The organism is Micromonospora sp. NPDC003816 (assembly GCF_042874705.1).
Lineage (GTDB): Bacteria > Actinomycetota > Actinomycetes > Mycobacteriales > Micromonosporaceae > Micromonospora.
Window position 1 is genome coordinate 248,683 of the sequence record NZ_JBIANP010000001.1, and the last position, 24,939, is coordinate 273,621.

The 24,939-nt window shown below is 71.5% G+C and carries 21 protein-coding genes; 16 read left to right on the top strand and 5 right to left on the bottom strand.

Annotation, left to right across the window (positions count from 1 at the left end; all coding sequences use genetic code 11):
• Window positions 1-100: 100 nt before the first annotated feature.
• Entirely contained in the window at window positions 101-1,204 is a 1,104-nt protein-coding gene (locus ACFYTT_RS01105; protein WP_131051176.1) for a glycosyl hydrolase 53 family protein, read from the top strand.
• An 88-nt stretch (window positions 1,205-1,292) separates the two neighbouring features.
• On the opposite strand, the gene ACFYTT_RS01110 is transcribed toward ACFYTT_RS01105, so the two are convergent.
• A complete protein-coding gene (locus ACFYTT_RS01110) occupies window positions 1,293-2,843 on the bottom strand; it encodes a DUF3592 domain-containing protein (protein WP_387256923.1) in 1,551 nt (516 codons plus the stop codon).
• Between the two features lie 132 nt (window positions 2,844-2,975).
• Between ACFYTT_RS01110 and ACFYTT_RS01115 the strand changes: the two genes are divergently transcribed.
• Window positions 2,976-3,620 (top strand): response regulator transcription factor, encoded by a 645-nt coding sequence (locus ACFYTT_RS01115; protein ID WP_131051177.1) that lies wholly within the window; start codon window positions 2,976-2,978, stop codon window positions 3,618-3,620.
• Between the two features lie 66 nt (window positions 3,621-3,686).
• Here the strand turns inward: ACFYTT_RS01115 and ACFYTT_RS01120 are convergent, their stop codons facing one another.
• Complete coding sequence (locus ACFYTT_RS01120) at window positions 3,687-5,030, bottom strand: sensor domain-containing protein (protein ID WP_387256926.1); 1,344 nt, start codon at window positions 5,028-5,030, stop codon at window positions 3,687-3,689.
• Between the two features lie 125 nt (window positions 5,031-5,155).
• Window positions 5,156-6,328 (bottom strand): acyl-CoA dehydrogenase family protein, encoded by a 1,173-nt coding sequence (locus tag ACFYTT_RS01125; protein WP_387256927.1) that lies wholly within the window; start codon window positions 6,326-6,328, stop codon window positions 5,156-5,158.
• A 171-nt stretch (window positions 6,329-6,499) separates the two neighbouring features.
• Between ACFYTT_RS01125 and ACFYTT_RS01130 the strand changes: the two genes are divergently transcribed.
• From ACFYTT_RS01130 to ACFYTT_RS01190, 13 genes are read left to right on the top strand one after another with little or no spacing between them, the layout of a single operon-like run.
• A complete protein-coding gene (locus tag ACFYTT_RS01130; RefSeq protein ID WP_387256928.1) occupies window positions 6,500-7,267 on the top strand; it encodes an IclR family transcriptional regulator in 768 nt (255 codons plus the stop codon).
• On the top strand, window positions 7,264-8,502 hold the full coding sequence (locus tag ACFYTT_RS01135) for a CaiB/BaiF CoA-transferase family protein (RefSeq protein WP_131051181.1): 1,239 nt from the start codon (window positions 7,264-7,266) through the stop codon (window positions 8,500-8,502). The genes ACFYTT_RS01130 and ACFYTT_RS01135 overlap by 4 nt, the downstream gene beginning before the upstream one ends.
• On the top strand, window positions 8,499-9,722 hold the full coding sequence (locus ACFYTT_RS01140) for a thiolase family protein (protein WP_387256930.1): 1,224 nt from the start codon (window positions 8,499-8,501) through the stop codon (window positions 9,720-9,722). Before ACFYTT_RS01135 ends, ACFYTT_RS01140 begins: the two co-directional genes overlap by 4 nt.
• Window positions 9,706-10,989: an ABC transporter substrate-binding protein gene (locus ACFYTT_RS01145; protein WP_387256932.1), complete on the top strand. Its 1,284-nt coding sequence runs from the start codon at window positions 9,706-9,708 to the stop codon at window positions 10,987-10,989. Before ACFYTT_RS01140 ends, ACFYTT_RS01145 begins: the two co-directional genes overlap by 17 nt.
• 19 nt (window positions 10,990-11,008) lie before the next feature.
• On the top strand, window positions 11,009-11,842 hold the full coding sequence (locus tag ACFYTT_RS01150; RefSeq protein ID WP_131051184.1) for an amidohydrolase family protein: 834 nt from the start codon (window positions 11,009-11,011) through the stop codon (window positions 11,840-11,842).
• Between the two features lie 2 nt (window positions 11,843-11,844).
• Window positions 11,845-12,726 carry a branched-chain amino acid ABC transporter permease gene (locus ACFYTT_RS01155; protein ID WP_161594881.1) on the top strand — a complete coding sequence of 294 codons (882 nt, stop codon included), beginning with the start codon at window positions 11,845-11,847 and terminating at the stop codon, window positions 12,724-12,726.
• On the top strand, window positions 12,726-13,748 hold the full coding sequence (locus tag ACFYTT_RS01160) for a branched-chain amino acid ABC transporter permease (protein ID WP_387256937.1): 1,023 nt from the start codon (window positions 12,726-12,728) through the stop codon (window positions 13,746-13,748). The genes ACFYTT_RS01155 and ACFYTT_RS01160 overlap by 1 nt, the downstream gene beginning before the upstream one ends.
• Window positions 13,745-14,464, top strand: a complete 720-nt coding sequence (locus tag ACFYTT_RS01165) for an ABC transporter ATP-binding protein (protein WP_131051187.1) — start codon at window positions 13,745-13,747, stop codon at window positions 14,462-14,464. The genes ACFYTT_RS01160 and ACFYTT_RS01165 overlap by 4 nt, the downstream gene beginning before the upstream one ends.
• Entirely contained in the window at window positions 14,461-15,231 is a 771-nt protein-coding gene (locus ACFYTT_RS01170; protein WP_217705983.1) for an ABC transporter ATP-binding protein, read from the top strand. Before ACFYTT_RS01165 ends, ACFYTT_RS01170 begins: the two co-directional genes overlap by 4 nt.
• Entirely contained in the window at window positions 15,215-16,177 is a 963-nt protein-coding gene (locus ACFYTT_RS01175) for a thiamine pyrophosphate-dependent dehydrogenase E1 component subunit alpha (protein ID WP_387256941.1), read from the top strand. The genes ACFYTT_RS01170 and ACFYTT_RS01175 overlap by 17 nt, the downstream gene beginning before the upstream one ends.
• Complete coding sequence (locus ACFYTT_RS01180) at window positions 16,174-17,130, top strand: alpha-ketoacid dehydrogenase subunit beta (RefSeq protein ID WP_387256943.1); 957 nt, start codon at window positions 16,174-16,176, stop codon at window positions 17,128-17,130. The genes ACFYTT_RS01175 and ACFYTT_RS01180 overlap by 4 nt, the downstream gene beginning before the upstream one ends.
• Window positions 17,127-17,930 carry a hypothetical protein gene (locus ACFYTT_RS01185; protein WP_131051190.1) on the top strand — a complete coding sequence of 268 codons (804 nt, stop codon included), beginning with the start codon at window positions 17,127-17,129 and terminating at the stop codon, window positions 17,928-17,930. The genes ACFYTT_RS01180 and ACFYTT_RS01185 overlap by 4 nt, the downstream gene beginning before the upstream one ends.
• The gene (locus ACFYTT_RS01190; protein WP_387256945.1) at window positions 17,927-19,630 is read left to right on the top strand and encodes a thiamine pyrophosphate-binding protein; all 1,704 of its coding nucleotides are present in this window, start codon (window positions 17,927-17,929) and stop codon (window positions 19,628-19,630) included. Before ACFYTT_RS01185 ends, ACFYTT_RS01190 begins: the two co-directional genes overlap by 4 nt.
• 78 nt (window positions 19,631-19,708) lie before the next feature.
• Here the strand turns inward: ACFYTT_RS01190 and ACFYTT_RS01195 are convergent, their stop codons facing one another.
• Window positions 19,709-21,109 carry a S8 family serine peptidase gene (locus ACFYTT_RS01195; protein ID WP_176093507.1) on the bottom strand — a complete coding sequence of 467 codons (1,401 nt, stop codon included), beginning with the start codon at window positions 21,107-21,109 and terminating at the stop codon, window positions 19,709-19,711.
• A 210-nt stretch (window positions 21,110-21,319) separates the two neighbouring features.
• On the opposite strand from ACFYTT_RS01195, the gene ACFYTT_RS01200 reads away from it, so the two are divergent.
• Window positions 21,320-22,978, top strand: a complete 1,659-nt coding sequence (locus ACFYTT_RS01200) for a hypothetical protein (protein WP_387256948.1) — start codon at window positions 21,320-21,322, stop codon at window positions 22,976-22,978.
• Here the strand turns inward: ACFYTT_RS01200 and ACFYTT_RS01205 are convergent.
• Complete coding sequence (locus ACFYTT_RS01205; RefSeq protein WP_387256950.1) at window positions 22,897-24,831, bottom strand: hypothetical protein; 1,935 nt, start codon at window positions 24,829-24,831, stop codon at window positions 22,897-22,899. The genes ACFYTT_RS01200 and ACFYTT_RS01205 overlap by 82 nt on opposite strands.
• Window positions 24,832-24,939 lie beyond the last annotated feature (108 nt).

The following is a 24,939-nucleotide window of genomic DNA, read 5'->3' on the forward strand; positions in this document are numbered from 1 at the left end:
GGCGTACCCACCACCTCACCTGGTCCCCGAACCGTCCGGCAGCCCCGCCGGACGTGCCCGCTCCCCGGCGGGCATCGCATCCTCCCCGTGAAGGAGCGCCATGAAACGGTCCCTCCGGGCCGCCCTGGCGGTGGTCGTCCTCGCCGCCCCGCTGGCCCTGACCGCCCCCGCGCAGGCGGCCACCACCCTCACCATGCGCGGCGCCGACGTCTCGTCCCTGCAACGCAGCCTCGACCTCGGGGCGCGCTACTACAACGCCTCCGGCGCCCAGGCCGACCCCTACGACATCCTCGCCGCCAAAGGCGTCAACTACCTGCGGCTACGCGTCTGGAACAACCCGGTCAGCGGCTACAACAACAAGGCGAAGGTGCTCCAGCAGGCCAGGACGATCAAGGCGAAGGGCTTCAAACTCCTGATCGACTTTCACTACTCGGACACCTGGGCCGACCCGGGCAAGCAGTATCCGCCCGCGGCCTGGGCCACCCACTCCCTGAGCCAGTTGCAGAACGACGTCTACACCTACACCCACGACGTGTGCAGCGCCCTGAAGGCACAGGGCACCACCCCGGACGCGGTGCAGATCGGCAACGAGATCAACGTGGGCATGCTGTGGCCGACCGGTCGGGTCGTCAACGACGACTTCGCCCCGCTGGCCAGCCTGCTCAAGCAGGGCCACCGCGCCACCAAGGCGTGCAACGGCGGCACCCAGGTGTGGATCCACACCGCCAACGCCGACAGCCTCGCCAACGCCCGCTGGTTCTACGACGGCATCCGGTCCCAGGGCGTCACCTGGGACGTCACCGCACTGTCCTACTACTGCATGTGGCACGGTTCGCTGGCGAACCTGTACAACGTGATCGCCGACGTGAAGTCCCGCTACGGCAAGCCGGTGGTGCTCGCCGAGACCGCGTACCAGTTCACCACGGCGAACGCCGACCACCAGGGGAACGCGATCCCCGGCACCGTGCTGTGCGACAACATCCCGGCCACCTGGGCCGGGCAGGCACAACAGTTCAGCTGGGTCCAGAACACCGTGCGCAACGCCGGCGGCGTCGGCGTCTTCTACTGGGAGCCGACCTGGTACGCGATCCGGGGCAACGGCTGGGACCCGGCGGACATCAACGGCAGCGGCAACGGCTGGGACAACATGGCCGTCTTCGACTGGAGCGGACGCGTCAACCCGCACGTGGTCTGGACCCCGTGACCCGCCACCCCTGGTCCGGCGGTTGAGTCGACCGCCTCGATCTGGCCGCCGGGGAGGTCGGCGACGCACAGCAGCGACTGCGGGGCGGTCACCGGTGGCCGGGACCGCTTCGCGGTCGTACCGCGTAGAGGCCGCGCCACGGTGCACCGCCGCTCCACAGAGCCGAGGCACCGACCAGCGTCAGGGCGTACACACTGCTGGTCGGTCCGGTCAGGAACCAGGCGATCCCCGCCAGTACGGCCAGCGCCACCACGACCCCGAGGTGCCGTGCCGCCGATTCGGGATGGCCGAAGGCACCCGGCATGACCGGGTCGAGCTGATAGTTGCCGGGCGGGCGACCCCGGGCGGTGCTCGCCGGCCAGAGCCGCCCCACTCCGGCGACGTCGACCAGGTACATGCGCCGTAGGCCGGGGCATCGGCGAAGGTGGACCGGCAACGGTCGGCGGGCCTGCGACACCGGGACATGGTCGGCTCCCCACTGGTAGCCGTCCAGCCAGCGCACCAGTCGACGGTCCCAGATGACGCGCTGATACCAGATCCGTCCCCCGCTGTGCAGTTCGAGCCAGAAGGCGGTCGGTTCGGTGCCCCAGAGCAGGTGTGCGGCATGGACGCGCGCGATGCCCGACGCAGGCCGTCGCACCGTGCCGAGGGCCCACCGGCCGAGTCGCCAGGCCCACGCACCGATCAGCAGGAAGCCCGGTGCCAGGGCCAGGCCGGCCATGACGTTCCGATCGCGGGACCCGAGTGCGAAGAGTTCGGGCTGCACCGGTGTCACCTGCTCCGGATGCGACGGGTCGTACCGCAGTGGGACCCGACTGCCCACCGGCAGCCGTCCAGCGTCCAGGGGAGTCAACCGCACCCGCCGGTCGGTGCCGTCGCCGTCGCGGTAGGCCACCTCGATCCGGTCGTCCGCGCCGAGACGGTCGGCGGTGACCGTGCCCACCGCGACTGCGCTCATGACCGCGTCCAGATCGCGGTTCCAGGCCGCCAGCTGCCACAGCACACCGCCGGTGGACAGTGCGAGCAGCAGCCAACTCGCCACCACCCGCCAGATCGCGACGTTGGCCCGCGTCCGCTCGGCGGCCACCGGCGGCGCCACCGCCGTACCGTCGGTAGGTGCCGGCAGGAGGTCCCACTCCCGGGCGAACTGTCGCAGCCGCGCCACCGTGTCGGGATCGGCTGACGACACCCCCTGGGGCGTGACAGCGGTCGTCCTCAGCTGCACCACGAGGACCCGACCGCCACCACCGAGGAGGAGGACCGCGACGAGTGCCCCCCAGATCCCGCCGGTCGTGTCCGGCTGATGGGCACGCCGTGCCGACGGGCCGGTGACCACAGCCGGCACCGCGTCTCCGTAGGCGGGTGGCTCCGCGAACAGCGAGGTGAGCGAGACCGCGTCGAGACGGATCGTGCCGTCGTCGGAGACGAACGGTCCCGAGCACCGCCATCCCCGGCCCCCGCCGTCCTCCTGCTCGTGGCAGTCCTCCACGACGACGACTCCCGGGACACCGACACGTTCCGCGCGGAAGGAATCGACCGCCAGCCCGGCCACGACGATCCCGGCGAGGACGGGCACGATCCCGTACCCGACCAGAAAGGCCCATTCACGCAGCGACAGTTCACGTATGCGATGCCACATGCCCGCTCCCGTACGCCGTCACGTGACTCCCGGAACGAGTCGGGCCGGCGTTACCACTGTAGACACATCCACGAGCGACCCGATGTGTGCGAAGATGCGCCGACCGATTTCCACCGATGACGGGGTGCAGGCGTGCGGGTCGTACTGGCGGAGGACCTTGCCCTGCTGCGGGACGGTCTCCACCGGTTGCTGACGGCCTCCGGCTTCGACGTTGTCGCCGCCGTGAACAACGGGCCCGATCTGAGAACGGCACTGATCGAGCAGCGGCCCGACGTCGCCGTCGTCGACGTCCGGATGCCACCGCACCACACCGACGACGGGTTGCGGGCGGCCATCGAGGCCCGTGCGGTGGTGCCTCGGCTGCCGGTGCTCGTCCTCTCGCAGTTCGTCGAGCCGCTCTACGCGCGTGAGCTGCTCGTCGACGGCGCGGGCGCGGTCGGCTATCTGCTCAAGGACCGGGTACTCGACGTCGCTCAGTTCATCGAGTCCGTCCGGCGGGTGGCCGCAGGTGGCACCGTGATGGATCCGGAGGTCATCGCCGAGCTACTCGCCGGCCGGGCACGGGGACGGTCCCTCGAGTCGTTGAGCCCACGGGAGCGGGACGTTCTCGCGCTGATGGCCGAAGGACGGTCCAACGGTGCCATCGCCGCCCGGATGTTCGTCTCCGAGAAGGCAGTGGTCAAGCACGTCAGCAGCATCTTCACCAAACTGGGGTTGTACCTATCGACCAGCGACAACCGACGGGTGCTCGCCGTGCTCGCCTACCTCGACAGCTGACGGAGCGGCACCCGGACCACCCGGAGCGCCGGCCCGGGGTGGTCGACGTGCGGGCCGGACCCGGAGTTACCGCTCCGCGCCGCCCACCGGGCTGCCGGGGCCCGGCGGCGTCGAGACCTCGGCATCGGCTCCGCCCGGTAGCGGATCCGCGACGACGGACGCGCCGGCGGTGGGCAGCGCGATCGTCAGCATGGTCCCACCGGTGGCCGGTCCGCCGATCTCCAGCGTGCCGTCGAACGCGGCCAGACGCTGCCGTACGCCCTCCAGACCGCCCCCCGGCACGAACACCGCGCCGCCCCGGCCGTCGTCACCGACCTCCAGGAGCAGCCGGTCGTGCTCCCGGCGGCCACGCACCCATGCCCGGCGTGCGCCGCTGTGCTTCACCGTGTTGGCCAGCGCCTCGGAGATCGTGAAGTAGGCCGCCGCCTCGACCGAGTCGCTGAGCCGGCCCGCATGGTCGATGTCGACGTCGATCTGCAGGGGCATCCGGATCGCCAAAGACTCCACGGCACCGACCAGGCCCCGGTCGCTGAGCACCGGCGGGCGGATGCCCTTGATCAGCGCGCGGAGCTCCGCGATCGCCTGCGCGTTGTGCGTCCGGGCCTCGGCCAGCAGCGGCCGTACGGTCGGATCGTCGCCGATCAGGTTCTCCACCATGCCGAGGCTCATGCCGAGTGCGACCAGGTGTGCCTGCGTGCCGTCGTGCAGGTCGCGTTCGATCCGCCGCAGTTCCTGCGCCTGGGCGTCGACGGTCTGGGTGCGGGTCGTGGTGAGCTGGTCGACGCGCTCGGCGAGCAGTGCCCGTGGGCCGGGGCGCAACATGACGGCTGTCAGTTCGCCGTACCACCGCATGATCACCGGGGTGATCAGCCAGCAGAACCACAGATAGAAGATCCCCCACGGGATGCCATTGGCGGCGGCACTGCGAGTGTCGTGGATCGTCGTGCCGAACGGAAAGTCGAGACTCGCACCGGCGGGCAGCGTGCTCCACACCAGCGGTAGGAGCAGACCGAGCACCCCGGCGAGGAAGGCCGCGACCGGCACCGTCAACAACGCCACCCCGGCGGTCGTGTCCACGAACAGCCAGCGGGTGTCGCGCCAGGTCGCTGGATCGCGTAACACCGTGCTGAATCGGGCCCACCACCCGGCGGAGGGCAGCGGACGGTACTGCCGCCCGACGGTGATTCCCAGCTCCCGATGCACGAGGAGGCGCCGGCTGTCGGCCATCGCCCGAGCGGCGAGGACCGCGCCGGTGAACAGCGGCAGAGTGACCCACAGTGCGGCGAGCGTCAGGGTGGTCAGCACCCAGGCCAGCACCAGCACCTCGGCGAACGCCAGTCCGATCAGGACGCACGCCCAGCCCAGCAGTCGCCGACGGGCAGCGAACGAATACACCGGATGAGTCGTCATGGGGTTGATTATTCGTCCGTCCCGGCGCGGGCGAAGTGGACTTGAGTCCACCGTCGAACGGGGCGTGCCCTACCCGCACGGTCGACGCCGCGTCCGGTGTCGACCGTGCCGGAGGGTGGGGTTGGTCAACGGAACGCGGCGGTGCCGGTGAGCGCCTGACCGATGACCAGTTGGTGCACCTCCGACGTGCCCTCGTAGGTGAGCACCGACTCCAGGTTGTTGGCGTGCCGCAGCACCGGATACTCCAGGCTGATCCCGTTCGCGCCGAGCACCGTCCGGGACTCGCGGGCGATCCGGATCGCCTCGCGGACGTTGTTGAGCTTGCCGGCGCTGATCTGGTGCGGTTGCAGCAACCCCTGCGTCTTGAGCGTGGCGAGGTGCAGCGCCAGCAGCATCGCCTTGCCCAGTTCCACGCCCATGTCGGCGAGCTTGAGCTGCGTGGCTTGGAAGGCCGCGAGCTTGCGGTCGAAGATCTCCCGCTCCCGGGCGTACGCGATCGCGGTGTCCAGACAGTCGCGGGCCGCGCCGACGGCACCGAAGACGATGCCGAACCGGGCCTCGTTGAGGCAGGAGAGCGGCGCGGACAGCCCCGCCGCGTCCGGCAGCATCGCGTCGGCGGGCAGCCGGACGTCGTCCAGGATCAGCTCGCTGGTGACCGAGGCGCGCAGCGAGAGCTTGCGGGTGATCTCCGGTGCGGTGAAGCCGGGTGTACCGACCGGCACGAGGAAGCCCCGGATGCCGTCGTCGGTGCGGGCCCAGACCACGGCTACGTCGGCCACCGAACCGTTGGTGATCCACATCTTTGTGCCGGCGAGGACCCAGTCACCGCCGTCGCGCCGGGCGTGGGTTCGCATGCCTGCGGGGTTGGAGCCGAAGTCGGGCTCGGTCAGCCCGAAGCAACCGATCGCCTCGCCGGTCGCCATCGCCGGGAGCCAGCGTTGCTTCTGCTCCTCGCCGCCGTAGCGATGGATCGCGTACATCGCCAGCGAGCCCTGCACCGAGACGAGGCTGCGGAGGCCGGAGTCGCCGGCCTCGAGTTCGAGGCAGGCCAGGCCGTATGCGGTGGCGGTCGCCCCCGCGCAGCCGTAGCCCTCCAGGTGCATCCCGAGCAGTCCGAGACCTCCGAGAGTCCGGGCGATCTCGCGGACCGGTAGCGCCCCGGCTTCGTACCAGTCGGCGAGGTGCGGGCGCAGCTCGCGGTCGACGAACCGGCGCGTGGTGTCGCGGATCGCGACGGCCTCGTCGTCCAGTCCCCGGTGTAGGTCGAGCAGATCCACTGCGGATTCGAGCAACGGCATGGGCCTTTCGTACGCCATGTTGCACAGGCGGGTCAAGAGTTTGTCGACAGCGCTGTGACCTGCTGTTTCATCGGAGAATCTTTAACGGTCAGTGTCTTGACTTGTACGAAAGCCGATGCCTATGGTGTCGCCCAACGGGACAGATGGCCGTTCAGCGGGACAGGAGCGATCATGGTTCGTGGTGACGAGACGCTCGACTCGGTGGACCGGGTCGCCGCAGTGCTACGGGCCTGCGCCGCCCATCAGGGCGGCAAGAGCGTCCGTGACCTGGCCGCCGATCTCACCCTCAGCAAGAGCGCGGTGCACCGGCTGCTGGTCTCCCTCGAACACGTCGGTTTCCTGCACTACGACTCGCCGTCCGGCCGCTACTCCATCGGCGAGGGGATCCTCGAACTCGCCGCCACCTATCCGCGACGCAGTGACCTGGTCGGCGAATCCCGTCCGATGCTCAGCGACCTCTGGTCCGAGGTCGGCGAGACGGTCTGCCTGCACATGGCAGTCGGCTGGCAACGCATGACGATCTTCCAGTACGAGTCGCCGCACGACCTCCGGTTCGCCACCTCGATCGGGGAGCTGTATCCGCTCTACGCCGGTGCGGCCGGACGCGCGCTGCTCTCCCTGTTCCCCGACGGCGAGATCGAGCAGTACCTGGACGACGTCGACCTCAAGCCCGTCACCGGGCGCACCATCGTCGGCAAGGACGAACTGCTCGACGGCATCGCCCGTACCCGCACCGACGGGTACGCGTTCAGCCACGGTGAGCGGGTGACCGGCGCGATCGGCATCGCGGCACCGATCGCGGTGCCCGGCCGCCCGCCCTTGTGCGTCTCGGTCTACGGCCCGGCCGAACGCATCCGCGCCGCGCAGACCTCCGCACTGGCCAAGGCCGTCGTCCGGACCGCGCAGGCCTGCGCCGCAGCGCTGGGCGGCGGCCGATGACGGCCCGCCCACTGGACGGGGTCCGCGTCCTCGACCTCACCATCTTCCTGTCCGGCCCACTGTCCACGATGTATCTCGCCGGGCTCGGCGCAGAGGTGGTGAAGATCGAGCGTCCCGGTGCCGGCGACCCGGCACGCGGCAATCCGCCGTACCTCGGCAGCGACGGGATCAGCTTCGGCCGCCCGGACGGCGACCAGATGTCACTGTCCATGCTCAAACGCGGCCGAGGCAAACGCAGCCTCGCGATCGACCTCAAGCAGGATCGCGGTCGGCAGACCTTCCTCGACCTCCTCGCGGTCTCCGACGTCGTGGTGGAGAACTTCCGTCCGGGCACGATGGCTGCCCTCGGGCTGGCGCCGGCAACCCTGTTGGCGGCCAACCCCCGCGCGGTGGTCTGCTCGATCTCCGGATTCGGTCAGACCGGCCCGAACGCGGCCCTGCCCGCGATGGACCTGGTCGCGCAGGCGCTGTCCGGGATGATGTCGCTGACCGGCAGAGCGGATGATCCGCCGTTACGCACCGGAATCGCCTCCGGCGACGTGATCGCCGGACTGACCGCCACCATCGCGATCCTCGCCGCGCTGCGGCACCGGGACCGCACCGGAGAGGGACAACTGCTCGACATCTCGATGCAGGACGCACTCCTGGCATCGGTGTTCGACGAAGCGCCCGACCTCTACACCCGACGCGGGATCCCGGTGCGCACCGGTAACCAACGCACCCGCCTCACCCCGTTCAACAGTTACCGGGCCGCCGACGGCTGGCTCGTCATCACCTGCGGCAACGACGGACACTGGCGGTCGCTGCTCACCGCGATGGGCCGCGCCGACCTGGTCACCTCCGGTTTCTTCGCCGCACAGGAACAACGGATGGCCGAGGCGGCGGAGGTCGACGCGTTCGTCGAGCAGTGGACATCCGCCCGCTCCCAACACACCGTGATCGAGACACTGCGGGAGCACGGCGTGCCGTGCGCACCGGTGCTCGAGGTCCTGCAGATCGTCGACGACGCCCATGTGCGTTTCCGTGGCGTGCTGCGGCCGGTCGAGCATCCGCTCGCCGGGCCCGTCGACGGGATCGCGGCGCCGGAGCTGCCGATGGCCTTCTCCGCCACCCCGGCCGGATTCGACCGGGCCGCACCGACGCTCGGACAGGACACCGACGTCGTCCTGTCCGGGCTGCTCGGCCTCGACACCGGCACCATCGCCGAACTCCGCGAGCAGGGGGTAGTGGGATGACATCCGAGGACGCGACCCTGGTGGTCTCCGCCGTCCGTACCCCGGTCGGCCGGTACGGCGGCAGCCTCCGCGACGTGCCGACGGTCGACCTCGGCGCGCTCGTGGTCGGGGCGGCCGCCGAACGGGCCGCAGTGGCCCCCGACGAGGTGGGCTCGGTGGTTCTCGGCACCTGCCTACCCGGCCCGCCGATGACCGCCGCCCGGGTCGCCGCCATGCTCGCCGGCCTTCCCGAATCGACACTGTCGCTGACCGTCGACCGGGCCTGCTGCTCGGCGATGACCGCCATCGGCGTCGCCGACGCCCAACTGCGGACCGGCCTCACCGACCTGATCGTGGCCGGCGGCATGGAGAACATGAGCGCGACGCCCCACCAGTTGCCCCGACGCTGGGGCAACCGCCCCGCCGACGTGGTGGCCGAGGATCCGTTGATCATCCGCAACCCGGTGCTCGGCGCCCCGGTGGCCCGTTACACCGGCGAGGTCGGCCTGGAGTTCGGATACGGCCGCGAAGCCCAGGACGAATGGGCGCTGACGAGCCAGCGACGGTGGGGCGCCGCCCACGAGGCCGGCCGCTTCGACGCGGAACTGCTGCCGGTGACCCGGCCGGACGGCAGCGTCGTCGACCGGGACGAGCCGCCGCGCCCCGCCGTGACCCCCGAGCAGCTGGCCAAGCTCAAGACGGTCTACGGCAGCCCGACCGTCACCGCGGGCAACGCGCCCGGCCTCAACGACGGCGCCGCGGCCGTGCTGCTCGCGACACCACGGACGGCCGCCGAACGGGAGCTGCGCCCGCTGGCGCGGATCCTCGGCTTCGCCTCGGTCTCCGGCAATCCGCGGTACGCCGCGGCACTGCCCGCCGATGCGATCGAGCTGGTGCTGAAGAACGCCGGAGCGACGCTCGCCGACGTCGACCTCCTGGAGGTCAACGAGGCGTTCGCGGCCACGGCGCTGGTCACCACCCACAAGTTGGGGGAGACCTACGGGATGGACGTGGCCGGGCTGCGTGCCCGGACCAACGTGGACGGGGGAGCGGTGGCGATCGGTCATCCGGTGGGCGCGTCCGGCGCCCGGATCGTGGTCCACCTCATTCATGAGATGCGGCGACGGGGCGGTGGCCTGGCCATCGCCTCGATCTGCGGCGGTGTCGGCCAGGCCGATGCGATCTACCTCGAGGTGTTCCCGCCGTCGAACAAGGAGAACGGCAATGGCTTTCCGCAATAGATTCCTCATTCCCCTCGTGATTCTCGGGCTCGTCGCGACCTCCGCGTGCGGCAACGACTCCTCCGCCGACGGCGGTGACAGCGGCCCGGTCCGGCTGGGCGCGCTGTTCCCGCTCACCGGCCCCAACGCGGTGCTGGGCACGGAGACCTTCCAGGGCGCCGAGATCGCCCGACAGATGTTCAACGAGCGCGGCGGTCTCGACGGCCGCCAGATCGAGTTCGCCCAGGCCGATGCGCCCGACGCGAACGCCGCCACCAGCGAGGCGACCCGCCTGATCAACCAACAGCGGGTGCCGATCATCATCGGCACCCAGTCGAGCGCGCTGAGCCTGCCCGCCACTCAGGTCGCCGAGCGCGCCGGGAAGATCTACTGGGAGACCGTCGCCACCTCCGACCAGATCACCAAACGCGGGTTCAAGAACGTCTTCCAGTACAACGCCACCGGCACCGCGATCGGCACCATGCAGGCCAGCGCGGTCGCCGAGTTCCTGGCACCGGCGCTGAACACCACACCCGGCGCGCTGCGGGTCGCGGTGGTCGCCGAGGACAGCGCGTACGGCGCGACGATCGGAGCGGCCGCGCTCGCCAAGGCAGAGGAACTCGGCCTGAACGTGGTGGCCAACGAGAGCTACAACGCGGCACAGACCCGGGACTTCTCGTCGCTGGTGCTCAAGCTCAACCAGCAGCGGGTCGACGTGATGATCGGCGCCCTGCTGGTCGACGACACGGTGCTGTTCTTCCGGCAGGCCGCACAGACCGGTTTCGCCCCCAAGGCCGTCCTGGTCACCGGTGGCGTCTCCAACCCCGCCTTCCTCAACACCTTCAAGGAGAAGACCAACGGGATCCTGGTCGGCGACACCCCCGCGTCGGCCTCGCTGCCGGACTCCGCACTGACCCCGGACGCGGTGGCCGTCCGCGACGAATACCGCAAGCGCTACATCGAGGCGTACGGCGAGGAGAAGCTCTCCACCAACTCCGACCTCGGCTTCTCCGGCACCTGGGTACTGCTCAACGAGGTCCTGCCGAAGGCTGCCTCACTCTCCACCGACGACATCCGGGCCGCCGCGCAGAGCCTCGACCTTCCGCTCGGCTCGACCCTGCTGGGCTACGGCATCAAGTACTCGACCGACGAGGCGAACGCCGGCCTGAACACCCGGGCGCTGACCACTGTCACGCAGTGGCAGGACGGCAAGCTCGTGACGGTCTACCCCAAGGAGTTCACCACCGCCCAGCCCATCGACCTGCCACTGCCTGCCTGGGGCAACTGACTTTAGGAGACGCGAACCCATGATCACGTTGCCGAACGGCACCGACGCATTCATCGTCGACGTGCACGCCCACGTGGGTGAGAGCCAGCTGGTCGCCAAGACCTCCGACGTCCGATCCGGGGTGTTCGGACCCGACCTGGCGATCGAGTTCATGGACGAAGCCGGCGTCGACATGGCCTGCTTCTTCCCGACGTCCAACCCGATCTCGGACTACTCCAAGGCCAGCATGGTGCTGGCCGAGGCGGGCCGGCAGCACCCGGACCGGATCATCGCCTTCGGCCGGATCAACCCGAACTACGGCGTGGAACACAACATAGCCCTGATCAACGACCTGGCCGACGCCGGTGTCAAAGGACTGAAGTTCCACCCGCTGCTCGACGGCGCCTACCCCATCAACGACGCCCGGCTGGTCAAGCCACTGATGGACACGATCGCCGAGCGGGAACTCGCGGTCATCGCGCACTGCGGCGAGGTCTGGACCGCCACCCCGGCGCTGATGGCCGACCTGGCGATGGACTTCCCGACCATCAACTTCATCGTCGGCCACATGGGCCTCTACGGGTTCCACCACGAGGCGTTCGCGTTCGGCAAGCGGCTGGACAACCTCTACCTGGACACCACCGAGTTCTACCCGGCGTGGTGGATCTCCGAAGCGGTCCGAATCGTCGGCGCGCACAAGGTCCTGTGGGGATCGGACATCCCGTACCTCCCCTACGGCCAGGAACTCGACAAGATCACCAAATGGTCCGGTGTCGCCGAGGAGGACATGCCCGCGATCCTCGGCGGCAACCTGGCCCGCATCCTCGGCATCACCATCCCGTCCGAGTCCACACCCTCGCGGACGGCGGGATAGCCATGCCCCTGGCCCAGCTGGTCGTCTCCGGCGTACTGATCGGCGCCCTCTACTCGCTGATCGCCGTCGGCCTCAACCTGGTCTTCGGAGTACTGCGGGTGGTGAACTTCGCGCACGGTGAGCTCGTCATGCTCTCGATGTTCGCCGCCTACTTCCTGCACCAGTGGTGGAACATCGACCCGTTCCTGTCGGTGCTGATCACCGCTCCGGCCGGATTCCTGCTCGGTGCCCTGGTGTACGTGGTCGTCCTTCGCCCGATCATGGGCAAGGGCTTCTTCGTCCAGGTCTTCGCCACGCTGGGCCTGTCACTCCTGCTGCTCAACGGCATGCTCTACCTGGTCAGCGGCACCTATCGCACAGTGACGACCAGCTACACCGACAACACCGTCCGCATCTTCGGTACGGTCGTGTCCACGACCCGGCTGGCGGCGTTCGGGGTGGCGGTCGTCGTCGCGCTGGCGCTCTGGGCCTACCTGCACCACACGACGTGGGGCCGGGCCATCCGGGCGACCGCCCAGGACCCGGCCGCCGCGTCCACGCTCGGCATCAGCGTCGACCGCATCTACCTGCTCACCGTCGCGGTCAGCGCCGCCATCGCCGCCGTCGCGGGCAGCCTTTTGGTACCGATCATTCCGATCTATCCGGGGGTCGGCGAGCAACTCGTGCTCGTCGGATTCGTCGTGGTGGTGCTGGGCGGGCTCGGCTCGTTCGGCGGCGCGCTCGCCGGCGGTCTGCTGATCGGTGTCATCGAGACCGTCAGCGGCTACTTCATCGGCGAAGCCGTCAAACAGGCGTGCTACTTCATCGCCCTGATCATCGTCCTGCTCCTGCGTCCGGCCGGCCTCTTCGGCACCCGTGGCGCCGAAGAGTTCCGGGTGGCCTGATGCGACGAGCGATCCCCTACCTCGCCGCGGCCCTGGTCGCGATAGCCCTCCCACTGGCGCTGACCAACGAGCCGTACTGGCTGGACATGCTGGCACTGCTCGGATTCTGGGCGGCACTGGCCGGTTCGTGGAACCTGCTCGCCGGATACACCGGCCAGGTCTCGCTCGGTCACGCCGCGTTCAGCGGGATCGGGGCGTACTCGACCGCGCTGGCCGCCACCAAACTGACCAGCAACGCGCTCGTCGGCCTGCTCCTCGGCGTGGTCCTGGCCGCGGCCATCGCGGCCATCGTCGGACTGCTGACGCTGCGCCTGCGCGGACCGTACTTCTCCATCGCCACCATCGCCTTCGCCCAGGTCGCCTCGATCACCGCACTGAACTGGAAAGACGTCACCGGTGGGGCAGAGGGGATCTTCCTGCCGTTCGAACCCGGGCCCACCAACCTCATGTTCGAATCACCCGCGACCTACGCCATCATCTTCCTGCTCTGCGCGGTCCTGATCGCCGCCGCGACCGCCTGGATGGCCCCCTCACGCACCGGCCTCTTCCTGCGCGCGATCCGCGACGACCCGGTCGCCGCCGCCTCGCTCGGCGTCCGGGTCACCGCGCTCAAACTCGCCGTCTTCGCGGTCTCGGCCGCCATCGCCGCCGCCATGGGCGCACTCAACGCCGCACGTATCGGCTACGTCGACCCGACCGGCACCATGACCCTGCAACTGTCCATCCAGGTCGCCCTCATCGCCGCGATCGGCGGCATGGGCAGCCCCGCCGGCCCGCTGATCGGCGCGATCGGCATCATCCCGCTGCAGTTCCTGCTGCGCGCCGAACTGGGCGGCCGGTTCGGCGCCCTCTACCTCGCCGTGTACGGCCTCCTGCTGGTCATCGTGCTGCGGTACGCCCCCGGCGGCGTGGTCGACCTGGCCACCCGCGCGTACCGACGGATCCGACCCGGTCCGACACCACCGGCCATGCCCCCACCACCGGCCCCGGCCACCACCGCGCCCGAGGAGGTGCGCTCGTGACCGCCCTGCTCGAACTCCGCCACGTGGACAAACGCTTCGGTGGCGTACACGCCACCCGCGACGTCAGCTTCACCGTCGACGAGGGCGAGATCCTCGGCGTGATCGGTCCGAACGGCGCCGGCAAGTCCACCCTGTTCGAACTCGTCTCCGGCTTCGTCAACCCGGACTCCGGCGAGATCCTGCACGCCGGCCGACCGATCCACCGCCTGTCCCCGTCCGCGGTGTCCCGCCGGGGCGTGGTCCGAACCTTCCAGAAGCTGCGGCCCTTCCCCGACCTGACCTGCCTCGAGAACGTGATGATCGGTGCGCTGGTCGGCGAGCGGCGAACGTCCAGGGCCCGACAGACGGCCGACGCGGCACTGCACCGGGTCGGCCTGGAACACCGCCGCGACGTGCACGCCCGTGGGCTCTCCACCGGACAGCGCAAGCGACTGGAGGTGGCGCGCGCCCTGGCCACCGGCGCCCGGCTGCTGCTGCTCGACGAGGTCACCGGCGGGGTTGACCCCGGCGCCCGCCAACAACTCGTCGACCTGGTCCGTGGACTCAACGCCGAGGGGGTGAGCATCGTGCTGATCGAGCACGACATGCGGGTGATGGAGTCACTGGCCCACCGGGTGCTGGCCCTGCACCTCGGACGCGTACTCACCCTCGGCCCACCCGCCGACGTGATCGCGGACGAGCGCGTCCGCCAGGCATATCTGGGAGGGCAGGCATGACCACGCCCCTGCTGGAAGCCCGCGACATCACCTCCGGTTTCGGTGACTACCAGGTGCTCTGGGGTGTCGACCTCACCCTCGAGGAACACGGCATCACCGCCATTCTCGGCCCGAACGGCTCCGGAAAATCCACCATGATGGCCGCGCTGTCCGGGGTGCACCGCTCCTGGGGCGGCGAGGTCCTGCTCGCCGGCGAACCGGTGCAACACCTGCCCGCACACCAGCGGGTTCCGCTCGGCATCTGCCACGTGCTCGAACGCCGACGGCTCTTCGGCTATCTCTCGGTACGCGAGAACCTGCTCCTCGGCGCCACCCTCAAGCAGGCGCGCAAACACCGCGTGGCGTCCGAGGAGCACGCGTACTCGCTCTTCCCGATCCTGGCCGAACGCGGCAAGCAACTGGCGCACCAGCTCTCCGGTGGCGAACAACAGATGCTGGCGATCGCCCGGGGTCTGATGGCCCGACCCCGGGTCCTGTTGCTCGACGAACCGCTGCTCGGACTCTCACCGGCCCAGGTCGAGGTGGTCGCGGACGTGATCCGGCGACTGCGCGCCGAGGGCGTGACCATCCTGCTGATCGAGCAGAACGTCCAGTTGGCCCTCGGCGTCGCGGACCGCTGCGTCCTGTTGCGCGGCGGTCAGGCCGTGCTCGACGCACCCAGCGCGGACCTCACCGAGGACATCGTCATGTCGGTCTACGTCGGTGGCGACCCGGGCGAGGCCCTGCGCCGCAGCCGGGAAGGAGACACCCATGCCGGACAGCCCTGACCTCATCGACCTCTACCGGCGGATGGTGCTCATCCGCGTCTTCGAGGAGCGCGCGGTGGAGCTGCGCCGCGAGGGCCGCATCCACGGGACGGTGCACCCGTACATCGGACAGGAGGCGGTCGCCACGGGAGTGTGCGCGGCACTCGGCACCGACGACCGGATCGCCTCCACCCACCGCGGACACGGCCACCTGCTGGCCAAGGGCGGCGACCCGGACCGCACCATGGCCGAACTGTTCGGCCGGGTGGGCGGCTACTGCCGAGGTCGCGGCGGATCCATGCACGTCGCCGACGTCGACCTCGGCATTCTCGGCGCGAACGGCATCGTCGCGGCCGGCGTCCCACTCATCCTCGGGTCCGCCTTCGCCGCCACCTACCTCGGCGAGCCACGGGTGTCGGTGGCGTTCTTCGGCGACGGCGCGACCGGGCAGGGCGCGTTGTGGGAGTCGCTGCACCTCTCGGCGACCTGGAAGCTCCCCACCGTCTGGGTGTGCGAGAACAACCAGTACGCCGTACACACCCCGGCCGCCGACGCGCTGCCCACCGAGCGGATCCATGAACTCGTCCCGCCCGCCACCATGCCGTCGGTGCGGGTCGACGGCAACGACGTGGAAGCCGTGCACGCCACGGCGGCCGAGGCGGTCGACCGGGCCCGGTCCGGCCACGGACCGACCTTCATCGAGGCGGTCACCTTCCGCACCACCTGGCACAGCTTCCGGTACGCCAACCAGCCCGACCGCCGCCCTCAGGAGCAGCGGGACGACTGGGCGACCCGAGACCCGATCGTCCTGCTCGGCAACCGGCTACGCGCCGACGGACACGACCTGACGGCCGTCGAGTCCGAGGTCCGGAACCGGATCGAAGCGGCGGTGTCCTTCGCCGACGCCAGCCCGTACCCCGACCCGTCCACCCTGACCGAGGACGTCTTCGCGGAGGTCACCCGATGAGTGCGGCCACCACCTACGACGAGGCCGTCGACCTCGCGGTCCGGCACGAGATGGAACGCGACCCTCGGATCTTCTTCCTCGCCACCGACCCACCGGACGGGCTGGCCGCGCACTTCGGCCCGCAGCGCGTGCGCCAGACACCGATCTCCGAGCCGTCGTTGACCGGCATGTGCGTCGGCGCCGCCATGTGCGGGCTCCGCCCGATCTTCCTGTGGCGCAACGTCACCTTCGGTTTCGGCGCGCTCGACCCGGTCTTCAACCAGGCGGCGAAGCTGCGCTTCATGCTCGGCGGGCAGGTGCGCATCCCCCTGGTGATCCGGGTCAGCTACGGCGCCGGCACCGGCCTGGCCGCACAGCACATGCAGTCGCCGTACGCCATGTTCGCCGCCATGCCGGGCCTCAAGGTGGTCGCGCCGTCCACCGGCGAGGACGCGTACGGCTTGATGCGCACCGCCCTGCTCGACGACAACCCGGTGGTGTTCTTCGAAGGCGTCCGGCTGTCCCCGCAGGCCGCCGACGTCCCCGACACGCTCGGCGAACCCATCCCGTTCGGCGTCGCCCGCACCGCCCGGGCCGGCGACGACGTGACCATCGTGGCCATCGGCCATCAGGTGCACGAGGCGCTGGCCGCCGCCGCCGACCTCGCCGCCGCGGGAATCGACGCCGAGGTGATCGACCCCCGTACCCTCGCGCCGCTGGACACCGCGACGGTCACCGCCTCGGTGCGGCGCACCGGTCGACTCGTCGTGGTGGACGAGGCACCCGCCGCGTGCTCGATCGCATCCGAGATCGTCACGTCGGTCTGCGAGAACCCGGCGGCACTGTCGGCGCTGCGGACACCGCCACGACGGGTCTGCGCGGCGCCGGTGCCGATCCCGTACACCAGACCGTTGGAGCAGGCAGCGGTCCCCTCCGCGCAGCGCATCGCCGACGCCGTCCGGGACCTGATGTGACGACCGTCGTCGTGGTGCACTCGGTGACCCGCCTCGAAGCGCCCGCCGCCGGGGTGATCGCGGTGACCGGCTCGCACGGCGGACTGTTCGCCGCCGTCACCGCAGCCCGGCACCGGGTGGCCGCAGCCGTGTTCAACGACGCCGGGCTCGGCCGGGACCGCGCCGGCGTGTCCGGCCTGGCCTGGCTGGACCGGTACGCCGTACCCGGGATCGCCGTCTCGCACCTGAGCGCGCCGATCGGGGACGGACAGGCGGTCCTGGACACCGGCGTGGTCTCCGTGGTCAACGAGACGGCCGCCGCCCACGGATGCCGGCCCGGACAGCCCGCCCGCGTCGCCGTGTCCATGGAGTTCGCCGCCCCGTCCGACCTGGACTTCGCCGACGACGTCGAGGAGGCCCGGCACACCCTCGCCCCCGGCGTGGTGGGTCTCGACTCCGTCTCCCTGGTCACCCCCGCCGACCGCGACCTGGTGGTGGTGACCGGGTCACACGGTGCACTGCTCGGCGGCGTACCGGCCTCCGCCGTGAAGGTGGACGTCCGCGCCGCCGTCTTCAACGACGCGGGCGGCGGACCGGACGGGCGTGGCACCACCCGGTTACCGGCGCTCGCCGCCCGCGGCATCCCGGCCGTCACGGTCGGCGCCGACACCGCCCGCATCGGTGACGCCCGCTCGACCTACGCCGACGGCATCGTCACCGTCGTCAACGAACCCGCCGCAGCCGCCGGGATACGGCCCGGCATGACCGTTCCACAGGTCGTCTCCCGCGTTCGCCGCCACACCCCGAAAGAGGCGTCATGACCAGCACGATGTCCGGGGGCGAAGCGCTCGCCCGGTCCTTCGCCGCGCACGAGTCCGGCGACATGTTCGGCATGGGCGGCTTCCAACTGCTGCCGTTCTATGCCGCCGTCCGCACGCTCGGCATGCGCCACCACCTGATCAACGACGAACGCACGGGCGCGTTCGCTGCCGACGCCTACGCCCGGATGACCGGCCGTCCGGGCGTGTGTGACGCCACCCTCGGCCCGGGCGCGACCAACCTCGTCACCGCACTGGCGGAGTCGACCAACGCGGGAGTACCGCTGATCGCCGTCACCGGGGACACCCACCGCGGATACAGCGGCCGGCACATGACTCAGGAGACCCAGCAGGTCGAGATCCTGCGCCCGGCGGCCAAGGCACTGCTGCGGGTGGAACAGCCCGAACGGATCCCGGAACTGGTCAGACGGGCCTACACGATCGCCACCTCCGGTCGACCCGGCGCGGTGGTCCTGGACGTGCCCGAGGACGTCTGCCACGCCCAGGTGACGATGCCCGACGACGCCTTCTGGACCGACTCCGAGACGCACCGCGTACCGGCCCGACGCACCCGGCCCGACCAGCACACGCTGGACCGCGCGGTGGCGCTGCTGGCCACCGCCGAACGTCCCGTCCTGCTGGCCGGTGGCGGCATCCATCTCTCCGGTGCACATGAGGCGCTGGCTGCGTTCGTCCGCGCCTGGGGAGTCCCGGTGGCGCACACGATGAGCGGTAAGGGCTCGGTGTCCTGTCTCGACCCGCTGTCGATCGGTCTGTTCGGGCGCTACTCGCGCTACGCCAACGACCTGATCAAAACCGCCGACCTCGTCGTGGTGGCGGGGTGCAAGCTGGGCGAGATAGCCACCGAGCGGTACGACCTGCTGCCGCCGGCCACCCCGATGATCCACATCGACGTCCTCAGCGAGGACTTCGGACGAACCGCCCGACCCACCGTCGCGCTGTGGGGCGACGCGGCCAGCACCCTGACCGATCTCGCCGCTGCCTCCTCCACCACCACCCGGACCGGCTACCTTGAGGAGATCGACGGGCGGCGCCGGACCTGGCAGGAGCGGACCCGGCCCAGACTGACCACTGACGAGCGTCCGATCAACGTCGCCCGCCTGGTGCACGAACTCAACGGCATGCTGCCCGCCGACGCCGTGCTGATCGCCGACGGCGGGTTCGCCGCCCACTGGACCGGGCTGCTCTACGACACCAAACAGGCCGGGCGCGGGTACGTGGCGGACCGCGGCCTCGCCTCGATCGGCTACGGCGTACCCGGTGCGCTCGGCGCGGCGCTGGCCGTGCCCGACCGCCCGGTGGTGGCGCTCTCCGGCGACGGCGGTCTCAACATGTCCCTCGGTGACCTCGAGACGCTGCGTCGAGCGGACGTCAACGCCACCATCGTGGTGGTGAACAACGCGGCCTCCGGATACGTGAAGGCCCTGCAGCACGTGCTCTTCGACGGCGGCTACCAGTCCTCCGACCTGTCCGAGATCGACTACGGCGCCGTGGCGTCGGCACTCGGCTGCCACGGCGTCCGGATCGAGGATCCGGACGCGTTGGCGCCGGCTCTCACCGAGGCGGTGACCACGCCCGGCCCGAGCGTCGTCGACGTGGTGGTGACCCGGGACCCGGCGAAGATGCTGCCGGGAGTCGACAAGCGGGCCGCCTCGAAGCGCGCCGACGACCGCATCGCCTGACGTCTCGTCGGTGTCCGCGCTGTCGCCTGGACCGTGGAGGCCGGGCTCCTCAGGAAGGCAGCGGGACCCGCACACCGGTCACTGTCGCCGTCGCCCCTGTCGGACACCGACCACCAGCAACCCGATCATCCCCAGCAGGACCACCACCACGACGGCGAGGCCCGGACCCCGGTCGACGGTGAACGTGCCGGTCCGCCCGCCTGTGGTCTCCGCCTGCGCGGCGGCACCGACGGTGGCGGCGGGGTCGATGACACCCCAGCCGTACCGGGGATCCGGCGCCCGTTCCTGACCCAGTTCGGCGCCGTCGACGACGCGGGCGACCACGGCGGCGGCGTCCAGGTCCGGGTGGGCGGAGCGGACCAGCGCGACCAGGCCGGCCACGAACGGCACGGCGAAATCGGTGCCGCTGGCCTCGACCTCCCCGGTGCCGCCCAGCCCGACACTGGCCACCGCGACGCCGGGCGCGAGCACGTCCACGGCCCGTTTCGGGTACGGGTACGCCGGTTCGTCGTCCGTGCCGACCGCCCCGACGCGCAGCAGACCGTCGTACGGGCCGTCGCCGAGCGCGGAGCCGGCCGGCGGGGCGGCGACCACGAGCACCACGTCGGCGTCGGCCGCGAAGCCGAGCAGGGCGGCGCGGTGCGCCTCGGTCAGAGTCACCTCGGCCGGCACCATCACCACGTCGGCACCTGCGTCGACCGCCAGCCCGACGGCGTCTACCACGTCGTCGCCGGCAGCCTTCCCGTCACGCAACGGGATCCGGACCGGGAGGATCACGGCCCCGGGCGCCATCCCGGTGAAGTGACTTCCCGGGCGTGCCTGTGCCGCGACGATGCCGGCCAGGGCCGTGCCCCGCCCGAGGCAGTCGGTGTCGCCCCGGCCGTCGACGACGTTCACGTCGGCACCGGGGCGGACCCGCCCGGCGAGCGCCGGCACGGTGGCGTCGACGCCGGAGTCGACCACGGCCACGGTCACCCCGTTGCCGGTGCTCCGCTGCCAGGCGACGCTCGGCGCGAGCCGCAGCTGCGCCCACGGCACCGCCATGTCGCTGGTGGTGGCCGCCGAACCGCAACCGTCGCCGGAGGAGCGGCCGTCCGCTCTCGGCGGCGGTGGCGTGGGCGGGGTCGGTACGCGGGTCGGCAGGAGTCCGTGCAGGACCCCGTCGCCGTACGCGTCCCAGGGCAGGACGAGCAACCAGCCGACCCGGAGCGCCGTCGGGTCGGTGAGCACGCCACCGTCCGGCTGGATCCGTCCCTCGTTCAGCGCGACGATCGACAGGTAGCGGTCGCCACTGCCCAGCAGCCGGGTCGAGATGTCCCACAGCGACTCCGGCGCGCCGCTGCCGGTGCCCCGCACGACGTAGTACTTGACGTGGGAACCGGCCGGATTCGGCACCGGTTCGGCCCGGGCCGGGACCGGGGCGCCGAGACACAGCAGGGCGGCGACCAACGGTGCGACGAACCGTCGTGGTGCTCCCAACGATCACACCTCCAGGTCACCCCAGCCGGCCCCGTCACGACTGCCCCGCCGTCTTGCAAGATACCCGGGTCCGTCGCGGCCGTTGACCGATCACCGCGCTCCCACCACCGTGTGAACCAGACGGTGGCGGCGCGCGTAGTGGGTGCGGCAACCCGGGCGCAGCGGGCCGGTGGTCCGGAGTGGATTCCAGTCGGGAAGGGACGGTCGACGATGGGGCTTCGCGTCAGTCGACGCCGTACCGGTGGCCTGGCTGCCGTGGTGCTGGTGTCCGCCCTGGTGGCGCTCGCGACTGCCGGCCCGGCCCGCGCCGCCGCACCTGCGGACACGCCGACACCGGCGACCACGGGGTCCGCCACGACCCGCTACTACGTCGTCGGCGCGACCGATCAGGGCGCACCGGAGTTCCTGTACCAGATCGCGGCACGCACCCTCGGCGACGGCAACCGGTTCCGGGAGATCTTCGACCTCAATCGGGACCGCCTGCAGCCGGACGGTGCGCGGCTCACCGATCCGCTGGTGCTGCGCGAGGGCTGGCTGCTGGAGCTGCCGGCCGACGCCGACGGCCCCGGGGTGACGGTGGGACCACTGCCGGAGGTGACGGAGCCGGCCGGGTCCGTCGGCGAGGCGCCGGCCGCCGGACCGCCGCCGAACGCCCCCGACCCGGACGGCCTCGGCGGCTTCCTGTTCCGGTTGGCGGCGTTCGGCGTCATGGTGATGCTGCTCGCGATCGTGCTGTGGATGCTGCGACGCGGGCGGCCGGGAACGAGCCAGGCCGACACCGCTCCGATCGGGGAACCACCCGCACCACGGGTCCGACCGGAGCGCAGCCCGGTGCCCCGACCGCAGGCCACCGGGGCATCCGGTCCGCCGACGGCCGCCGTCGTCGTTCCGGCTGACACCGCAGCGCCGGTCACCGTCTCGGCATCCGCCCCCGACAGGAGAACCGCCGTCCCGCCACCGGTGCCCGCCTCCGTCGGCCTGACCACCGAAGTCGGGCCGAGCCCCGGGCGCACCATTCTCGGACCGGACTCGACGAGCGCCCCGGACCTCACCGACGGCCCGGACACCACCGACGCGCCGGGCCGTCCGAGCGGCCCGGCTGTCACGTCGGGCGGCCCGGCCTCCACGGCACCCGGTCCGATCGTCGCGTCGAGCTCACGCGACGGGGGCGACCAGCGGCTCGCCTCGGGCCCGCCGGAATCCGCCGTGCGCCCCCGGCCCGAGAGCGGGACCAGTGGATACACCAAACTGCGCACCGACCTCGACGACGCCTCCACCGCACTGCGGGTCCAGCTCGTCGGTGCGGCCGGCCCCTCCGCCCCGCCCGCGTACGCCTGGTTGGCCGACGACGAGCAACTCACCGGTGCCCGGGTTCCGGTCCGGCTGGGCCACCGCGACGGGTGGGGCCTCTGGGTCGACCTGGCCCGGACCCCGGACGTTCTGACCGTGACGGGTGACCCGGTCGCCTGCCGGCAACGGGCCGCGTCACTGGCCCGGCAACTGCTGGCGGCGGACGTGGACGTGATGGTCGTCGGCGACGCGCTCGGTGCCGACCCGCCGCCCGGCGCCCGATGGTTGGACGAGTTCCCCCTGGACATGCCCGACCCTGGCAGCACAGCGGCCGTCGTGTTCAGCGGCGGGCTGCGCGGCGCACGGTTGCGGGCTGCGCGGCGGATGGCGGCGGACAGCGGTGGCGCAGTGGTGCCGGTGCTCACTGGGGAGGTACTCCGCGCCCGATGGTCGATCGTGGTCGAGGTGCCGACCCCGACCGAACCGGTCGCCCCGACTCAGGCGGACGGCGGCACGGCCGACAGCATCGCCGCCAACGACACGGCGCCCGACGACCCGGGGACGACCATCCAGCCCTGAGCCGTCGGCCGGAACCTGCGGGTCACCGTCACCCGGGGGTAGGCCCGGGTCGGCAGCACCAGAGCGATCCCGGCGGCCCGCAGGCGCGGGGCCCGCGAGCGCACCAGCGGCAGGCTGTCCAGCCGATCCGCGGTGGCCGCGACGTCGATCGCCCGCCGCGCGGGCACCCGCAGCTCGACGAGCCAGTGGCCGTCCCGGACACCGGGCTGCTCGCGGTGCAGGGGCAGCCAACCGCCGGGTAGCGCCCGAGCCGTGACGGGCACCAGCGCGTAGCAGCGGCCGAAGCGGGCCCGCGGCCAGCGGTCCGCGTCGTTGGGCAGGCCGACCACCCCGTGCCGGGCCCCGGCACACCGCAACCGGACCGGAACCGGCTCGTCGAACTCCCGCTCCAGCGTGGACACCGAGGCCCGGTCCAGGGAGTACGCGGCGAGCATCCGGACCCGGTCGAGCCGACCGGCCGGCAGCAGGTACGCGTCGGCCTGCGCCAGCAGGTGCTGCAGGTCGGCGGGCACGTGCAGGTCGAGAGAGGTGACCCGGACCGCCCCGCCGGGTGCCACCCGGGCCCGGAACAGGTACCCGCCCCGGCGGCCGGCGGCGGCCTGCGCCAGATCGGGACGACCGATCAGGAACAGCTCCGCAGCCGGTACGCCGTCGGCCAGCACCTCGGCAGGCGACACCGGTGTCGTCACGTACAACTCGACCGGGGCGGTGTTCACCGGCAGCCCGTCCGTCAACCAGCTCACGCCGTACCCGGCGGGGCGTTGCGGATCGGCGGCCAGCACCGGCCGACGACCCGGTCCTGCGTCGGTCGGCACGTCGGCCGGCGTCACGCTGGTGCGAGGGGCCGCCGCCAGACCGGCCATGATGACCTCGGTGGTGGGCAGCAGTCGACCGTCGGCGGTGCTCAGGTAGCGCGGCGGCCCGCCGGACCCGTCGTCCGGCTGATGGTCGTGCCAACGCCCCGGTGCGCCGCCGGCGTCCAGCGCCCGCAGGTCACCGGACTCGGCAAGGATCTCGGCGGTGCCACCGACCGGCGGCGTCCACACCGTCGCACCACTGGCCTCGGCGAGCGCGGCGACTTCGGCGGCCAACCGCACCCGTTCGGCGGGATCAGCCGGCCAGGTCAGCCACAGCCGCAGGTCCCCGCCGTACAACGGCAGGCTGGACAGGGCCGCCGCCAGCGCCGGGCCGGTCAGGATCTCCTGGGTGCCCCGGTAGTCGCCGACCAGGAACCCGGCGGACCGGACCGTGACGGCCACGGTGACCAGATCGGGGTCACCCGGGGCGAGCCGGGCCACCGCCGCCCGCCGGGCGGTGAAATCGGCCCGGGTCGCCAGCGCCAGCCCCCCGGGCAGCGCCAGCACGACGGTCCCCGTCCGGGCCTGCACGGTCCCGTCGACCAGATCGAACCAGCCCGGCAGCGACGACTCCAGGCCGGGCGGCTGAAGCACCGTCCAGTCGACGGGGTCGCCGCTGGCCCGCCCCACGGCGACCGCGTCCCGGGGCGCCTCCGGCTCGTCGGGCAGCCACCGATGGTGGACGTCGGCACCCGCCGGAGTGATCAGCACGTCCTGACCGAGCATGGCGGCGACCTCGCGGAACAGGCTCGCCCGCCGCTCCCCGTCGGCGGTCAGCATCCGCACGTCGTCACCGGCAGCCCCCGACCGGCGTACCAGGTCGGCGATGTCCTTCGCGGTCAGCGCCGGACCGTCCGCCCCCACGGCCGCCAACGCGCCGTCCGGTCGCGGCTCCAACCAGACGTCGAACAGGCCCTCCACTCGGCGGTGCCGGGTCGCGTCGAGGCGACGGATCTGAGGGGGACCGCCGGACGCCGCGCGCGCGATGGGCCGCATATCGTCCATCTATAGCACCGTCGAACGAACCCTGTGGATCACCGACCACACGTGTGGTGAACCGGCCCGGCCCGGCGTGCGTAGTGCAGGCGTCGACGTGAGGTGGAC

What these genes read in the sequence shown, in the direction of transcription:
- ACFYTT_RS01120 (WP_387256926.1), bottom strand. Translation starts at nt 5,030, where the DNA reads ATGACGACTCATCCGGTGTATTCGTTCGCTGCCCGTCGGCGACTGCTG.
- ACFYTT_RS01150 (WP_131051184.1), top strand. Translation starts at nt 11,009, where the DNA reads ATGATCACGTTGCCGAACGGCACCGACGCATTCATCGTCGACGTGCAC.
- ACFYTT_RS01200 (WP_387256948.1), top strand. Translation starts at nt 21,320, where the DNA reads ATGGGGCTTCGCGTCAGTCGACGCCGTACCGGTGGCCTGGCTGCCGTG.
- ACFYTT_RS01170 (WP_217705983.1), top strand. Translation starts at nt 14,461, where the DNA reads ATGACCACGCCCCTGCTGGAAGCCCGCGACATCACCTCCGGTTTCGGT.
- ACFYTT_RS01160 (WP_387256937.1), top strand. Translation starts at nt 12,726, where the DNA reads ATGCGACGAGCGATCCCCTACCTCGCCGCGGCCCTGGTCGCGATAGCC.
- ACFYTT_RS01205 (WP_387256950.1), bottom strand. Translation starts at nt 24,831, where the DNA reads ATGCGGCCCATCGCGCGCGCGGCGTCCGGCGGTCCCCCTCAGATCCGT.
- ACFYTT_RS01145 (WP_387256932.1), top strand. Translation starts at nt 9,706, where the DNA reads ATGGCTTTCCGCAATAGATTCCTCATTCCCCTCGTGATTCTCGGGCTC.
- ACFYTT_RS01130 (WP_387256928.1), top strand. Translation starts at nt 6,500, where the DNA reads ATGGTTCGTGGTGACGAGACGCTCGACTCGGTGGACCGGGTCGCCGCA.
- ACFYTT_RS01105 (WP_131051176.1), top strand. Translation starts at nt 101, where the DNA reads ATGAAACGGTCCCTCCGGGCCGCCCTGGCGGTGGTCGTCCTCGCCGCC.
- ACFYTT_RS01110 (WP_387256923.1), bottom strand. Translation starts at nt 2,843, where the DNA reads ATGTGGCATCGCATACGTGAACTGTCGCTGCGTGAATGGGCCTTTCTG.
- ACFYTT_RS01190 (WP_387256945.1), top strand. Translation starts at nt 17,927, where the DNA reads ATGACCAGCACGATGTCCGGGGGCGAAGCGCTCGCCCGGTCCTTCGCC.
- ACFYTT_RS01175 (WP_387256941.1), top strand. Translation starts at nt 15,215, where the DNA reads ATGCCGGACAGCCCTGACCTCATCGACCTCTACCGGCGGATGGTGCTC.
- ACFYTT_RS01135 (WP_131051181.1), top strand. Translation starts at nt 7,264, where the DNA reads ATGACGGCCCGCCCACTGGACGGGGTCCGCGTCCTCGACCTCACCATC.
- ACFYTT_RS01125 (WP_387256927.1), bottom strand. Translation starts at nt 6,328, where the DNA reads ATGCCGTTGCTCGAATCCGCAGTGGATCTGCTCGACCTACACCGGGGA.
- ACFYTT_RS01180 (WP_387256943.1), top strand. Translation starts at nt 16,174, where the DNA reads ATGAGTGCGGCCACCACCTACGACGAGGCCGTCGACCTCGCGGTCCGG.
- ACFYTT_RS01140 (WP_387256930.1), top strand. Translation starts at nt 8,499, where the DNA reads ATGACATCCGAGGACGCGACCCTGGTGGTCTCCGCCGTCCGTACCCCG.
- ACFYTT_RS01155 (WP_161594881.1), top strand. Translation starts at nt 11,845, where the DNA reads ATGCCCCTGGCCCAGCTGGTCGTCTCCGGCGTACTGATCGGCGCCCTC.